This window comes from Paractinoplanes bogorensis (genome assembly GCF_018829635.1).
In the GTDB taxonomy this organism is placed as follows: domain Bacteria; phylum Actinomycetota; class Actinomycetes; order Mycobacteriales; family Micromonosporaceae; genus Actinoplanes; species Actinoplanes bogorensis.
The window spans coordinates 110182-124937 of sequence record NZ_JAHKKG010000002.1 but is presented as its reverse complement, the minus strand read 5'-3'; the positions used below and the strand labels follow the sequence as shown (position 1 = coordinate 124937).

The 14756-nt window shown below is 71.0% G+C and carries 14 protein-coding genes; 8 read left to right on the top strand and 6 right to left on the bottom strand.

Features of this window, described 5'->3' with window-relative positions; genetic code table 11:
- Position 1: 1 nt before the first annotated feature.
- A complete protein-coding gene (gene deoC, locus KOI35_RS05360; RefSeq protein ID WP_215784926.1) occupies positions 2 to 952 on the bottom strand; it encodes a deoxyribose-phosphate aldolase in 951 nt (316 codons plus the stop codon).
- Between the two features lie 59 nt (positions 953 to 1011).
- Here deoC and upp point away from each other — a divergent pair, with 59 nt between their 5' ends.
- Positions 1012 to 1644 carry a uracil phosphoribosyltransferase gene (gene upp / locus KOI35_RS05355; protein ID WP_215784925.1) on the top strand — a complete coding sequence of 211 codons (633 nt, stop codon included), beginning with the start codon at positions 1012 to 1014 and terminating at the stop codon, positions 1642 to 1644.
- On the opposite strand, the gene KOI35_RS05350 is transcribed toward upp, so the two are convergent.
- The gene (locus KOI35_RS05350; RefSeq protein WP_308120795.1) at positions 1641 to 2126 is read right to left on the bottom strand and encodes an NUDIX hydrolase; all 486 of its coding nucleotides are present in this window, start codon (positions 2124 to 2126) and stop codon (positions 1641 to 1643) included. The genes upp and KOI35_RS05350 overlap by 4 nt on opposite strands.
- 88 nt (positions 2127 to 2214) lie before the next feature.
- On the opposite strand from KOI35_RS05350, the gene KOI35_RS05345 reads away from it, so the two are divergent.
- Entirely contained in the window at positions 2215 to 2898 is a 684-nt protein-coding gene (locus KOI35_RS05345; protein ID WP_215784923.1) for a GOLPH3/VPS74 family protein, read from the top strand.
- Here the strand turns inward: KOI35_RS05345 and KOI35_RS05340 are convergent, their stop codons facing one another.
- Both KOI35_RS05340 and KOI35_RS05335 read right to left on the bottom strand, forming a co-directional pair.
- Entirely contained in the window at positions 2899 to 4539 is a 1641-nt protein-coding gene (locus tag KOI35_RS05340; RefSeq protein WP_215784922.1) for a phospho-sugar mutase, read from the bottom strand. It abuts the gene before it with no gap.
- Between the two features lie 27 nt (positions 4540 to 4566).
- On the bottom strand, positions 4567 to 6468 hold the full coding sequence (locus tag KOI35_RS05335) for a serine/threonine-protein kinase (protein WP_215784921.1): 1902 nt from the start codon (positions 6466 to 6468) through the stop codon (positions 4567 to 4569).
- 206 nt (positions 6469 to 6674) lie between these two features.
- Here KOI35_RS05335 and KOI35_RS05330 point away from each other — a divergent pair, with 206 nt between their 5' ends.
- Both KOI35_RS05330 and KOI35_RS05325 read left to right on the top strand, forming a co-directional pair.
- On the top strand, positions 6675 to 8240 hold the full coding sequence (locus KOI35_RS05330) for an acyl-CoA mutase large subunit family protein (RefSeq protein WP_215784920.1): 1566 nt from the start codon (positions 6675 to 6677) through the stop codon (positions 8238 to 8240).
- Positions 8241 to 8427: 187 nt separating this feature from the next.
- Positions 8428 to 9684, top strand: a complete 1257-nt coding sequence (locus KOI35_RS05325) for an amidohydrolase (RefSeq protein ID WP_215784919.1) — start codon at positions 8428 to 8430, stop codon at positions 9682 to 9684.
- 152 nt (positions 9685 to 9836) lie between these two features.
- On the opposite strand, the gene KOI35_RS05320 is transcribed toward KOI35_RS05325, so the two are convergent.
- Complete coding sequence (locus KOI35_RS05320) at positions 9837 to 10823, bottom strand: DUF4349 domain-containing protein (protein ID WP_215784918.1); 987 nt, start codon at positions 10821 to 10823, stop codon at positions 9837 to 9839.
- 107 nt (positions 10824 to 10930) lie between these two features.
- Here KOI35_RS05320 and KOI35_RS05315 point away from each other — a divergent pair, with 107 nt between their 5' ends.
- The 4 genes from KOI35_RS05315 (at position 10931) to KOI35_RS48785 (ending at position 14269) form a co-directional block, all read left to right on the top strand.
- The gene (locus KOI35_RS05315) at positions 10931 to 11566 is read left to right on the top strand and encodes an MBL fold metallo-hydrolase (protein ID WP_215784917.1); all 636 of its coding nucleotides are present in this window, start codon (positions 10931 to 10933) and stop codon (positions 11564 to 11566) included.
- A 1-nt stretch (position 11567) separates the two neighbouring features.
- Positions 11568 to 12482, top strand: a complete 915-nt coding sequence (locus tag KOI35_RS05310) for a hypothetical protein (RefSeq protein WP_215784916.1) — start codon at positions 11568 to 11570, stop codon at positions 12480 to 12482.
- Between the two features lie 67 nt (positions 12483 to 12549).
- Entirely contained in the window at positions 12550 to 13287 is a 738-nt protein-coding gene (locus tag KOI35_RS05305) for an SCO6745 family protein (RefSeq protein WP_215784915.1), read from the top strand.
- A 40-nt stretch (positions 13288 to 13327) separates the two neighbouring features.
- On the top strand, positions 13328 to 14269 hold the full coding sequence (locus KOI35_RS48785) for a GNAT family N-acetyltransferase (RefSeq protein ID WP_215784914.1): 942 nt from the start codon (positions 13328 to 13330) through the stop codon (positions 14267 to 14269).
- Here KOI35_RS48785 and KOI35_RS05295 read toward each other — a convergent pair.
- A complete protein-coding gene (locus KOI35_RS05295) occupies positions 14266 to 14727 on the bottom strand; it encodes a gamma-glutamylcyclotransferase family protein (RefSeq protein WP_215784913.1) in 462 nt (153 codons plus the stop codon). The two genes, KOI35_RS48785 and KOI35_RS05295, sit on opposite strands and share 4 nt — an antisense overlap.
- Positions 14728 to 14756: the final 29 nt, after the last annotated feature.

The following is a 14756-nucleotide window of genomic DNA, read 5'->3' as shown; positions in this document are numbered from 1 at the left end:
CTCAGTCCAGCGTGAAGTAGTCAGGGCCGGCGTAGTGGCCGGTGGTGAGCTTGGTGCGCTGCATCAGCAGATCGTTGAGCAGCGACGAGGCGCCGAACCGGAACCAGTCGGGGCTGAGCCAGTCGTCGCCGCACGTCTCGTTGATCATCACCAGATATTTGATGGCGTCTTTCGTCGTGCGGATGCCGCCGGCCGGCTTGACCCCGACCTGGCGTCCGTAACGCTCGCGGAAGTCGCGTACCGCCTCGAGCATGAGCAGCGTGACCGGCGGCGTGGCGTTGACGCCGACCTTGCCGGTCGAGGTCTTGATGAAGTCGGCCCCGGCCAGCATGGCCAGCCAGGAGGCGCGGCGGACGTTGTCGTAGGTGGCCAGCTCACCGGTCTCGAGGATGACCTTGAGGTGGGCCGGACCGGCCGCCTCCTTGACCGCGACGATCTCGTCGAAGACCTTGGCGTAGTCGCCGGCCAGGAACGCGCCGCGGCTGATCACCATGTCGATCTCGTCGGCACCGCCGGCCACCGCGTCGCGGGTGTCGGCCAGCTTGACCTCGAGCGGGGCCTGGCCGGACGGGAAGGCGGTGGCCACGCTGGCCAGGTGGACCCCGGAGCCGGCGAGCACGGCGGCCGCCGTCGGGACCATGGCCGGATAGACACAGACCGCGGCGACCGGCGGGCAGGTGGGGTCGGCCGGGTCGGGCCGCAGGGCCTTGGCCGAGAGCGCGCGCACCTTGCCGGGGGTGTCGGCGCCCTCGAGGGTGGTGAGGTCGACCATCCGGATGGCCAGGTCGATCGCCTGCGCCTTGCTGGTCGTCTTCACCGATCGGGTGCCGAGCGCCGCCGCCCTGGCCTCGATGCCCACCTTGTCGACCCCGGGCAGACCGTGCAGGAAGGTCCGGAGATCGGCGGGGGAGTCGGCCAGGTGGGACAGCCTCGACGTCGCTGTCGCAGTCATGAATCGGATTCTACGCAGCCCCCCGACAGTTGATCTTGATTGACCGGTAGGTTGTCGACGTGGACGTACTCGTCGTAGATCACCCGCTGGCTCAGACCCGCCTCACTGCGATGCGGAAGACGGACACCGATTCCGGCGTCTTCCGGGCGTCCCTGCACGAGTTGACCACGATGGTGGTCTACGAGGCGGCCCGCCTGTTCGCCACCGAGACCTACCCGATCACCACGCCGGTGGCCCCGACCGAGGGCATCCGGCTGGCCAATCCGCCGCTGATCGTGCCGGTGCTGCGGGCCGGTCTGGGCATGGCCGACTCGGCGCTGGCCCTGCTGCCCGAGTCGTCGATGGGCTTCGTCGGCCTGGCCCGCGACGAGCACACGTTCGAACCCCGCGCCTACATGGAGTCGCTGCCCGGCGACCTCGCGGGTCAGCCGGTGCTGGTGCTCGACCCGATGCTGGCCACCGGCGGCTCGCTGCTGCACTGCTGCCAACTGCTGGTCGACCGCGGCTGCACCGACGTGATCATCTGCTGTGTGCTGGCCGCGCCCGAGGGCATCCGCCGGCTCGAGGAGTCCGGGCTGCCGTTGCGCCTGGTCACCGCCTCGATCGACCAGGGCCTGAACGACAAGATGTACATCGTGCCCGGCCTCGGCGACGCCGGCGACCGCCAGTTCGGCGGAATGAGAAGGTTTTAAGAGACAAAGCTCCAGCTCAGGGCCTTGCCGTCGGCGAACGGCATGACCCCGTGAAAGACCTGTGGGGAGTCGGCGAAGACCAGGGGCAGGAAGTGCCGGTCGGACTCCCACATCGGCACGTTGCCGGCCAGCACGTCCTTGACCGGCACCCAGTGCAGGCTGCCCTCGTCGTTGCCGGCCGGTGGGGTGCCGGTCCACGACGGGATCCGGAACACGAAGCCGAACCAGTTCGCCCCGCCGCGGCCGAAGCCGGGCCACGAGATCGTGCCCGCCAGCTCGACCGTCGTGCAGTCGAGGCCGGCCTCCTCGTGGATCTCGCGACGCAGGCCGCTGACCACGTCCTCATCCGGCTCGAGCTTGCCGCCCAACCCGTTGTACTTGCCGAAATGAAGATCATCCGGACGGGTGTCCCGCCGCACCATCAACACCTCGTGCCGATCGGGGGACAACACGTAACCGAGAGTCGCGATGATCGCCTGCACGGCTGCGACTTTAAGCCAACCACTACAACCTGGATATAACCGACCTGGCGATCTGATTGCGTGACTGGGGACACTATCGTTTCGATCCATGACCTCCATGCCTCTCGCCGAGGAACTGCTCCTCCTCGCGTACGACGACCAGACCGGCAAGGCGACCGGATCCCGGATCGGCCTCGACCTCGGGATGGCCGCCGCCGTGCTGGTCGACCTCGCGCTGGCGGGGCGCATCGCGTACGTCGACGGTTTCCTCAAGGTGCTCGACGCCACCCCGACCGGTGAGCCGATCGCCGACCTCGTGCTCGAAAAGGCCGCCGAGGCCGAGCCGCACACGCCCGCCCAGTGGCTGCAGCGCATGCGGCACCGGCTGCGCACCCGCGTGCTCGAAGACCTGGTCGCCCGGGGCATCGTGCAGGACGTGGACGAGACCCAGATGGGCGTCATCCACGTGCACCGCTACCCGACCACCGACCCGGCCTTCGAGGCCGAGATCCGCAAGCGGCTGGCCGACGCGCTGACCACCGGCGCGATCTGCGACGAGCGCACCGCCGCACTGGCCACCCTGCTGTTCTCCTGCCGCATGGAGCCCGCGCTGCGCCTGCCTCAGGAGGAGACGGCCCGGGCCCACGACCGGCTCGAGCAGATCGCCTCAGGTGCCGGGTTCATGGCCGGCGGCAACATGGAGGACTCGATCGTCCGGCCGAGCGTGGCGCTGGTCGTGGCCACGCTCAGCAAGGCGATCCAGGCGGCCCTGGGCACGCCCAAGCCGGCCTGATCAGACACCCAGAGCTGCGGCGATCTCGCGCCGCAGCTCTACCAGGCCGTCGCCGGCCCTCGCGCGGGCGGCGGCCAGGTCACCCGAGGCGACAGGTTCGACCACTTCCAGGTACGCCTTCAGCTTGGGCTCTGTGCCCGACGGCCGGATGACCGCCCGCACCGACGAGGTGCGGAAGGTGAGCACATTGTTGGCGGCGTCATCGGTCGTGCCGGCCGCCAGCCCGAGCAGCGTCGCCGGCGGTGCCTGCCGGGCCCGGGTCATCGCCGCCCCGATCTCGGCCAGGTCGTCGACCCGCACCGAGAGCTGGTCGGTTGCGTGCACCCCGAACTCGACGGCCAGCTCGTCGAGCCGGTCGGCCAGGGTGCGCCCGGATGCCTTGAGCCCGGCCGCCAGCTCGGCCACGGTCAGCGCCGCCGTGATGCCGTCCTTGTCCCGTACGAGGCCGGGCGCCACGCAGTAGCCGAGCGCCTCTTCGTAGCCGTACGCGAGCTCCTCGGCCGCCCGCACGATCCATTTGAACCCGGTCAGCGTCTCGGCGTAGGGCACGCCCCGGGCCGCGCACAGCCGCCCCAGCAGTTGCGACGAGACGATCGTGGTCGCGTACGTCCCCCCGCTGCCCCGCCGGATCAGGTGGTCACCGAGCAGCACGCCCAGCTCGTCCCCGCGCAGCGCCCGCCACCCGCCGCCGGCCGTCGGGACGGCCACCGCGCACCGGTCGGCGTCCGGGTCGTTGGCGATGGCCAGGTCGGCCCCGGTCGAGGCGGCCAGTGCGAGCAGCCGGTCCATCGCGCCCGGCTCCTCCGGGTTGGGGAACGCGACCGTCGGGAACTCCGGGTCGGGCTCGGCCTGCGCCGCCACCACGGCCGGAGCCGGGAAGCCGGCCGCGGCGAACGCGGCCACCAGCGTCGACCCGCCGACGCCGTGCATCGGCGTGTAGGCCACGGCGAGGTCGCGGGGGCCGTCCTCGGCCAGCACCGTGGCGGCGCTCTGGGCGTACCGGGAAAGGATCTTGTCGTCGATCAGCGTGCCCGGCGCGCCCAGCGGGATGCCGGCGATCGGCCCGACGGCGCGGATGGCCGCCTCGATGCCTGCGTCGGCCGGCGGCACGATCTGGGCGCCGTCACCACCGGGGCCGCCCAGCGCGCGGCCCAGATAGACCTTGTAGCCGTTGTCCTGCGGCGGGTTGTGGCTGGCGGTGACCATGACCCCGGCCACCGCGTCGAAGGCCCGCACCGCGTACGCCAGCACGGGCGTCGGCAGCAGCGCGGGCATGACCAGGGCCTCGCGCCCGGCGCCGGTGGCGACCCGGGCGGTCTGCTCGGCGAACTCGCGGGATCCGTGCCGGGCGTCGTAGCCGATCACCAGCGGGCCCTCGCCGCCCTGGGCGGCCAGCCAGGTGACCAGCCCGGCGGCGGCGCGGGTGACGACCGCGAGGTTCATCCCGTTCGGGCCCGCGCGCAGCCGGCCCCGCAGCCCGGCGGTGCCGAAGGTGAGCGGGCCGGCGAACCGGTCGCGCAGTTCGGCCTCGGTGCCGGGCAGCCCGGCGATCAGCCGGTCCAGCTCGGTCCGGGTCGCCGGGTCGGGGTCGTCGGCCAACCACGCATCGGCCAGGGCACGTACATCGTCGTCAGGCGCCATCAGGGATTGATAGCACGACCGGGCGGGTCAGGAGGCCAGGGCGTACGACTTGATCATTTGATCGAAGATCGGCTTGCTCGTGCCGAACTGGGCCTCGCTGGTGGTCAGGTAGAACGAATAGGCCTTGCCGCCCGAGATGATCGCGCCCCAGAGCCCGTGCCGGGCCGTGTCGCCGGTTCCGCACGTGTATTCGAGGACGGCGCCGTCCCGGCCGGAGATCTTGGCGTCGGTCACGCCGACCCGCGCGTACGGGTCGACGCAGCTCGCCGAGCGGGTCTTCAGCGTGTTCTCGGCGACGCCCAGGAACGACTGGGGAGTCGCCTTGGACGAGGCCGGCTCGACCAGGATGCGGACCTTGCGCTTGGCGTCGGCCGGATCCACGTAGTCGACCCAGTTGCCGCCGGCCTTGCGGGCCCACGCCTTGGGCACCAGCACGGTGATCCCGCGGTCGTTGTACTGCTGGGTGGGCAGTGCGGCCGGCTGGGCCGCGGCGCTGCCCGGCGGACCGGCGACCGGGGCGCCGGTGTCGTCCTTGCCGCTGCCGACCAGCGAGAACACCACGATCAGCAGGACCACCACGGCCAGTGCACCGCCACCGGCGATCAGCTGCTTGTTCCGCGGCCAGCCCTGCACCGTCTCGACGGCGCGGCCGGTGGTGTCCTTCGTCGTGGCCACGGCCTTGGCCAGCATGGCCTTGTGCTTGGCGGCCGAGCTGCCCGAGACGGTGCCGGCCGCCTGCGCGCCGTTCCAGGCCTCGCGCGGCGGCAGCATGCTCGTGGTGTCACCGGACGACGGCACACCGGTGGCCGGCATCATGCCGGTCGGCGTCGACTGCGCCGCCCGCCGCCGGGCCGTGCCCGGGGTGTGCGTGTTGCCCTGCTGCACCCGGTTGAAGTGGTCGGTGAGCGAGTCGCCCGGCGCGAGCATGGCCCGGCCGCCGATCTGCCCGTTCGTGCTGGGCGGGATCGGCTGGGTCTCGGCGGGCGCGGCCGGCGGGCGCTGAGCGGGCACGACCGAGTAGGGGTCGGTCATCATGTGCGGCGGCTTGGTGCTGGCCAGCGGGCCGGCCAGCTGCTGGCGCAGGATGGTGCGGGCGGTCCCGACGTCCATCCGCCGGTCGGGGTCCTTCTCCAGCAGACCCATCAGCACCGGGGTGAGCGAACCGGCACGGACGGCCGGGGCGGGCGGATCCTCGACCACGGCATGCATGGTCTCGATCGGGTCGCCCTTGTCGAACGGGGGCCGGCCCTCGACCGCGGTGTAGAGCGTGACGCCCAGTGAGAACAGGTCGCTCGGCGGGCCGAACGAGCTGCCCATGGCGCGCTCGGGCGAGATGAAGTGGGGCGACCCGAGCACCATGCCCGGGGTGGTCAGCTGCACGTCGGTGGGCATGCGGGCGACACCGAAGTCGGTCAGCACGCAGCGGCCGTCGTTGCAGATCAGCACGTTGGCCGGCTTGACGTCGCGGTGCAGCACGCCATGGGCGTGGGCGACCTCGAGCGCGCCCAGCAGCGCGATGCCGATCTTGGCGACCACGCGGGCCGAGACCGGCCCGTCCTCGATCACCATGTCGGCCAGGCTGCGCGCGTCGAGCAGCTCCATCACGATCCACGGCCGGCCGTTCTCGTGGACGACGTCGTAGACCTGCACGACCGCGGGGTGCTGCAGGGCGGCCGCGGCGCGGGCCTCGCGCATGGTCCGTTCGTACATCGCGTCGCGGTCGCTCGGGGCGAGGCCGGGCGGGAGGATGACCTCCTTGATCGCCACGTCACGGCGGAGCAGGGTGTCGGCTGCGCGCCACACCGTGCCCATGCCACCGTGGCCGACCGCGGCGCGAAGGGTGTACCGCCCGCCGATGAGCGTGCCCGGGGCTGCGCGTCCGCTGGTCGGAGCGTTGTTGCCACCGCTCCACGTCGGAATCTGAGTCACTGAGTCTGCCACCGAGGGGTGTAGGGGCCGTCGAGGAGAACCCCGCTATCTTGCCGTGCCCCCACCCGGATTTGAAAGTCGCGGGCACCGTGTTCCGGAGAACTCGACAGTAGGTGACCGCGAAATCGCATTGTGTGGACAGTTTCGGACGCAGAGTGCAAAAGTCCTCACTCTTCCCTAGCTTTCCTGCGCTTAAGATCCGGGGTGTGGACGCGGAATCGGGTTTCGAGATCAAGCCGGTCTACCGGACGGAAGACGTCCCGCCGGACGCGCCGATCGGGGAGCCGGGCGAGTTCCCCTACACCCGTGGCGTGTACCCGACGATGTACACCAAGCGCCCGTGGACCATGCGGCAGTACGCGGGCTTCGGCACCGCGGCCGAGTCCAACGCCCGCTACCACCAGCTGCTGGCGGCGGGCACGATGGGCCTGTCGGTCGCGTTCGACCTGCCGACCCAGATGGGCTACGACTCGGACGACTCGATCGCGCACGGCGAGGTCGGCAAGGTCGGGGTCGCGATCGACTCGATCGACGACATGCGCACCCTGTTCGCGGGCATCCCGCTCGACCAGGTGTCCACCTCGATGACGATCAACGCGCCCGGCTCGGTGCTGCTGCTGCTCTATCAGCTGGTGGCCGAGGAGCAGGGGCTGCCCGGTTCGGCCCTGCAGGGCACGATCCAGAACGACATCCTCAAGGAATACATCGCCCGGGGCACCTACATCTTCCCGCCGAAGCCGTCGTTGCGCCTGGTCGCCGACACCTTCGCGTACTGCCGGACCGAGATCCCGAAATGGAACACGATCTCGATCTCGGGCTATCACATGGCCGAGGCCGGCGCGTCGCCCGCTCAGGAGATCGCCTTCACCCTGGCCAACGGCATCGAATACGTACGCGCGGCGCTCGCCGCGGGCCTGGCCGTGGACGATTTCGCCCCCCGCCTCTCGTTCTTCTTCGTGGCCCGCACCACGCTGCTGGAAGAGATCGCCAAGTTCCGCGCGGCCCGGCGCATGTGGGCCCGGATCATGCGCGACGAGTTCGGCGCCCGCGACCCGAAGTCGTTGATGCTGCGCTTCCACACCCAGACCGCGGGCGTGCAGCTCACCGCCCAGCAGCCCGAGGTCAACCTGGTCCGGGTGGCGATCCAGGCGCTGGGCGCGGTGGCCGGCGGCACCCAGTCACTGCACACCAACGCCTACGACGAGGCGATCGCGCTGCCCACCGAGAAGTCGGCCCGCCTGGCCCTGCGCACCCAGCAGGTGCTGGCCTACGAGTCGGGCCTGACCGGCACGGTCGACCCGTTCGCCGGGTCGTACGCCATCGAGGCGATGACCGACGAGGTGGAGCGGCAGGCCACCGAGCTGATCGAGCGCGTCTTCTCCTACGGCTCGTCGGTCGAGGCGATCGAGCAGGGCTTCCAGAAACAGGAGATCGAGGCCTCGGCCTACCGGATCGCCAACGAGATCGACAGCGGCGAGCGGGTCGTGGTCGGGGTCAACCGGTTCGCGGCCGACGCCGAGGAGCGCTACGAGCCGCTGCGCGTCGACCCGGCGATCGAGGCCGCCCAGGTCGCCCGGCTGGCCACCCTGCGGGCCGAACGGGACAACGACGCGGTCGAGGCGGCGCTGGCGGATTTGGCGAAGGGCGCCGGGGGAACCGAGAACGTCTTACCGTTGATGAAAGAGGCGTTGCGTCTTCGTGCCACTGTGGGCGAGGTATGCCACACCTTGCGCGGTGTATGGGGCGTTTACCACCCGGTGGAACGCTTCTAGAACACACGCGGCGTGCCCATCACTCGCATGCCGTGTCACTGTTGACCAAGTGTCCCCATCAGGGATTTCGTCACCGTGAGCGATAAAGCGCGTACGGGAATGGCGTTGCACAGCGTCACCGAAAACGGTCTAAGCTGTCGCGCATCGCGAAAACCCGACAAACATCTAGAGCGATACGGAAGCCGACGTGACTACTACTCTGACGGAGCCCGCAGCGGCCCAGAAGGAGTGGCCCGGGCCGTTGCCCGGTGCCGAGCCCCTGCCCGGCCAGCTCGACCGCTGGCTCGCCTCGCACGGCCAGGAGCTCGTAGCCATTCGACGGCACCTGCACTCGCACCCCGAACCGTCCTACCACGAGTTCGAGACGGCGGCCCTGGTCGCCCGGGAGCTCGCCGTGGCCGGCCTGGCGCCGCGCCTGCTGCCCGAGGGCAACGGCGTGATCTGCGACATCGGCGAGGGCGACCGGGTGATCGCCTTCCGGGCCGACCTCGACGCGCTGCCGCTGCAGGACCTCAAGGACGTGCCCTACAAGTCGACGGTGCCCAACGTGGCCCACGCCTGCGGGCACGACGTGCACACCACCGTGATGCTCGGCCTCGGCCTGGCCCTCCAGCAGCTCCACCGCGAGGGCCGGCTGCCCGGCCGGATCCGCCTGATCTTCCAGTGCGCCGAAGAGAGCGTCCCCTCCGGAGCGCCCAGGCTGATCGCGGCCGGCGCGCTCAAGGGCGTCTCCGCCATCTACGCGCTGCACTGCTATCCGCAGCTGCCCGCGGGCCTGGTCGGGGTGCGCTCGGGCCCGTTCACCGCGGCCGCCGACACCGTCGACGTGACGCTGACCGGCCCCGGCGGGCACACCGCCCGGCCGCATCTGACCGCCGACCTGGTGTACGCGCTGGGCAAGGTCATCGTCGACACGCCCGCCCTGCTCGGCCGCCGGGTCGACGCGCGGGCCGGCCTGTCCATGGTGTGGGGCGCGGTGCACTCGGGCGAGGCGTTCAACGCGATCCCGGGTGAGGGCCACGCCCGCGGCACCGTACGGATCCTGAGCCGCGAGGCCTGGCGCACCGCCCCCGAACTGGTCACCCAGCTGATCAAGGACGTGGTCGCGCCGACCGGGGCGCACGTCGAGGTGTCCTACCAGCGCGGTGTCCCGCCGGTGATCAACGACCGGATGGCGGCCGCCGTCATCGCCGGGGCGGCCGGTGCCGCGCTCGGCCCCGAGCGGGTCGTCGAGGCCGAGATCAGCATGGGCGGGGAAGACTTCGCGTTCTACCTCGACCAGGTGCCGGGCGCGATGATCCGGCTGGGCACTGGGGTGCCCGGGTCGGATGAGAAGCACGACCTGCACCAGGGCGACTTCGATGTGGACGAGAGCTGCATCGGCTACGGCGTGCGGGTCATGGTCCACACCGCTCTCGCCGCCCTGGCGACGGCCGCTTTCTAAGGTCGGGCCAGGGGGTGCGGGTGATGGTCCGCACCGCCCTGGCCGTCTGAGTCGCTGAGGGCGACGGCCGCTGTCTGAGGTCGGCCTAGGCGGTGCGGGTCATGGTCCACACCGCCTAGGCCGTCTGAGTCGCTGAGGGCGACGGCCGCGTTCTAAGGCTGCTGCTGCGGCGGCGCGGGCGGACCGGACGCCGGCGGGCCCGAGACGGGCGGGTGCTGCGGCAGCGGCCCGGCGGGCGTGGCGTAGACCGCGGCCCCGGGACGGCGGGAGCGGTTGAACCGGCGTACGAGATAGATGATCGCCCAGATCGGCAGGCCGAACGCGATCAGCCACGGCAGCAGCGCGCCCAGCACGGTCAGCAGCACCTTGAGCGAGGCCAGCAGAGCATCCCAGCCCGCGCCGAAGCCGCTGAGGAATCCGGGCGGACCGTCGTCGGTGACCACCTCGGCCTGCGGGTCGAGCAGCGTGACGGTGATCGTCGAGAGGGCGGTCAGGTCGGCCAGGTGCCGCTTCTTGGCCTGCAGTGACGCCAGGTCGGACTCGCGGGTGGCCACCTCGCGCTCGAGCATGACCAGGTCGTTCAGCGACTTGGCCTGGGCCAGCAGCTTGCGGCCGCTGTCGACCCGGGCCTGCTGCACGGTGATCCGCGCGTCCAGGTCGACGGTCTGGTCGGTGACGTCCTCGGTGTTGATCTGACGCTGCTCCTCGGTGCCCAGCTTGGACAGCTGGTCGACCACGGCCGCGAACTTGTCGGCCGGGATCCGCAGCTCCATCGTCGCGGTGTCGGCGCCGGAGCCGCTGCTCCGGTTGTCCCCGCTGACGAAGCCGCCGGCCGTCTTGGCGATGCCGGTGGCCTGCCCGGCGGCGGCGTTGACGTTGTCGACCCGCACGGTGGTGTTGCCCCGATAGATGATCGAGCGCTGGTCGACCTGCAGGTCAGGGGCCTGGGCCGGGGCGTCCTTGCCGGCGGCCTGGTCGGCGGCCTCGTTGGGGGCCGGTGCGGCCTCGCCGACCGCGGGTGCACCGCCGGACGTGGACGAGGCGTTGTCGGTGGCCCCGTCCCCGCATCCGGCCAGCAGAACTCCGGCGAGTAGAACTGTTCCCAGCAGATATGTCGATCGCGTACGAATCGCGCGCATGTTTCTCCCATCCCCGTTTCGGTGTGCTCCTGGGACGTGCGGCATTGGTATTCCGGTTCCGGCAGACTGCGTGTTGAGCGATTACGAATCGGCGGCGGAGGGGTCCCGTGCAGATCACGAAGTTCACCCATTCCTGCGTACGGGTCGAGGGCGCGGGCGTCCTCGTCATCGATCCGGGCGCGTTCAGTGAGCGAGAGGCGCTGGACGGAGCCGACGCGGTGCTGATCACGCACGAGCACATCGACCACCTCGACCCGGATGCGCTCACCGAGGCACTCGGGAAGAGGCCGGAGCTTCGCCTGTACGCCCACACGGACGTGCTGGCCCAGCACCCGCGCTTCGCCGACGTGTCGACCGCGGTCGAGCCGGGCGACGAGCTCGATGTCGCCGGCTATCAGGTGCGGGTGCACGGCGGTCAGCACGCGGTGATCCACCCGGACATCCCCCGCATCGCCAACGTGGGCTATCTGGTCTCCGACGGGGCGGCCAATCTCTACCACCCGGGAGACTCGTTCACCGTGCCGGAGGACACGTCGGTGGACACGCTGTTCGCGCCGTTGAATGCTCCGTGGATGAAGCTTTCCGAGTCGATCGACTTCGTCCGTGCGGTGAAACCCGGGCGGGCCTTCGCGCTGCACGACTTTCTGCTGACGCCGATCGGGGCGGGTGTGTCGGACGGTCATCTCGAGCGGCTCGGCGGCACGAAATACGCCCACGTCGCGCCCGGCACGATCATCGCCTGACGTGCCCAGCGCCACCGATGATCTGATCCAGCGGCTCTACGAGGCGCCGCCGGAGGGCTTCGTCGCGAGCCGCAGCGCCGCGATCGAGGATGCCCGTAAGGCGGGGGACCGGGCGACCGCCAAGCGCCTGGCCGCGCTCAAGAAGCCGACCGTGGCGGCCTGGGTGGTCAATCTGCTCGCGCTGCGCAGGCCGGAGCTGATCGAGGAACTGGTCGAGCTGTCCACCGCGCTGCGCGAGGCTCAGCGGGGGCTGGACGGGGCCGCCCTGCGCGAGCTCACCAACCAGCGCCGCCAGGTGGTGTCGGCGCTGGTGTCGGCGGCGGGCATGCTGGCCCGGGCCGAGGAGCCGTCGATCAAGCTGCCGCTCGGCGAGGTGGAGGCGACGCTGACCGCCGCGCTGGCCGAACCGGAGATCGCGGCCCAGGTGCGTACGGGAAGGTTGATCCGGGCCGCCACCTACGCCGGCTTCGGTGAGGTGCCCCGCCCGCGTCTCCGCCTGGTCACCGACGAGGCCGGCACCCACGCCGAGGACGATGACGAAGGCGACGAGGGTGGCGAGGTCGTCGAGTTCCCCCGAGAGAAAGACGCCGATCGGGCCGCCGAACGCCGCCGCCGCGAGTACGAGCAGCGTCATCGGGAGCTGCGGCGGGAACTGTCCAACGCGCAGGCGGCCGAGAAACGGGCCGACGAGCAACTGGAACGCGCCGAGGCGGCCGAACGTGACGCTGGTCACCTCGTCGAGGACCTGGACGCCGAGCTGGCCGAACTGGAACGCCGCCGTACCGAGGCCCAGGCCGACGTCGCCCGCCGCAAGCAGGCGCGCCGCCTCGCGGAACGGGAGACCGCGGCGGCCCGGCGGCAGGTCGGCGACGTGCAGGCCGCCCTGGAGGATCTTGAATCGGACGAGCCGGAATGATCCGATTCGCCGGTGTGGACGGGAAGAATATTTTCCAGAACGGGCACGGGAGAGCAGAATCGGGCGGGTGACCCCCGAACAGGCAGCCGCCAACGCCAAGACGGGGCTAGCGACGATCGTGGGTGCCTTTGCCGAGTCACCCCAGACACTGCGCCGTGCGCGCCTGCTGGGTCTCTCCGGCTGGGCTTATCACGTCTCCGCGCGCGCCGGTGCGCTCGGCGACGTGCGCCCGGAGACCGTCGCCGCCTCGATCGGCCTCATCGCGCCCGAGGCCGTCATCGACGGCTGGGAGGCGACCGCCAAGACCTCGGCCCCGATGGAGGTGGCCACCTGGCACCTGCACGAGCTCTGCACGTGGGGTGTCGAGCAGCTCGGCGGCTTTCCCCGGCTGGCCCGGCTGCACGAGCTGGTCCGCCGGGTGGTGATCGCCATCGACTACGCCGGTCTGCCGCTGTTCGCCGCGTGGCGGGCGATGCCGGTGCCCGACCAGGCGCCCGGGGCCCAGGCCGCGGTGCTGCTCCACCTGCTGCACGAGCACCGGCTCGGCGTCCAGCTGGTGGCCGTGCGGGCGAGCGGGCTGACCCCGCTGCAGGCGATCATCGCCGGTCCCGAGGGCGAGACCGGCGCGGTGGCGTTCGGGTGGCAGCCGCCCTATCCGCCGGCCGGCCCGATCGTGCGCCGGCTGATGTGGGCCGAGTCGGTGGCCGACGCCCTGGCCGGTCAGGCCTACGCCGCGCTCGATCTGGGCGAACGGGTCGAGCTGATCGGCCTGCTGGAGTCGCTGCGCCACCGTCTGAAGCGATAAGGGCTCGCCACATCGGCGGTTGTCGTGATCCGATGCCGGGGTGACTGAGCTTCCCGACGGCTGGAGCGTGCGCCGGCCCACCCTCGACGACCAGCCCGCGCTCCTCGAGCTCGTGCACGCCAGTGACATCGCCGCGGTCGGCTATCCCGACTACAGCGCGGAGGACCTGCACGAGGCGCTGACCGAGGCCAACACCGACCTGGCCCGCGACTGCTGGGTGGCGCTCGAACCGGACGGCCGGATCGTCGGATGGGCCTATCCGAGCAACGCGACCGGCTCCGGTCGCGACTTCATCGAGGTCTACACCTGGCCTGAGCGGGGCCGACCGGCGATCCGGCCGTTGCTCGAGCTGATCTTGGCCCGGGCGGCCGAGCGGGGGACCGAGTTCGGTCATTCCCCGTACGAGGTACGCGCCGGCGCCGTTCCCAGCGAGACGGCCTACATCGAGGAGCTGACCGCGGCCGGGTTCGGCTTCCTCAAACAGCACGCGCGCATGCAGATCTCACTCGACGGCGTCTCCCCGACCCCGCCCGAGCCGCCGGAGGGCGTCACGATCCGTAACGTCCGGGTGGACGACGAGGACGAGATGCGCGCCTTCCACGGCGTGATCGAGCAGGCCTTCCTCGACTCCGATCACCGGGCCGCGGCCTACGACGCGTGGCGCAAGCAGGCCAGCGCCTTCGACGAGTGGTTCGTGGCCGAGGTGGACGGTGTGGTGGCCGGGGCGCTCGAGTCCTCGTACGACAGTGACACGGCCAACGACGAGGGCTGGGTGAAACGGCTGGGCGTGCTGGCGGCGTACCGGAAAAGGGGTTTGGGGGAAGCTCTTCTGCGCCGGGCCTTCGCCGCCTATGCCGGTCAGGGGCGCGCGAAGGCCGGGCTGGGCGTGGACATGGCCAACCCGACCAAGGCGGCCCGGCTCTACCTCGCCGTCGGCATGAAGCCGCTCTACGAGGCCAACATCTACCAGAAGATCGTCTAGTTCTCGGGGCCGGCCGTGCCGGTGGGGCGGCGGCGCAGCTCCTCGACGTAGTCGTCGGGGGCGCCCGCCTTCTCCGCCGCGTTCGCGATCTCGCTCAGATACCAGGCGGTGGGCAGGCCGCCCTCGTAGCCGGCGAACACGTAGACCCAGGCGCTGAACTCGCCCTCGAGCGTGGAGACACGCACGGTGACCTTCTGGTAGGCCTCGGCCGTCACGCCCTCGACCTCGTCGAGTTGCGCCGCGTCCCAGGGGTGCACGTCGTAGAGCGACACGAAGACCCGGTCACCCGGTGACTCCACGATCGTGGTGACCGCGCCCTCCCAGCCCAATTCCCCCTCACCGGCAAAGGTCAGGCGCCAGCCTTCTATCCACCCCACGCCGACCATGGGCGAGTGCGGACAGTAGGCCCGCATGCGGGCCGGATCGAGGTTTGAGCCATACGCGGCGTAATGACGCACGGCGATGACGATAGCCGGATCCGGCGGTG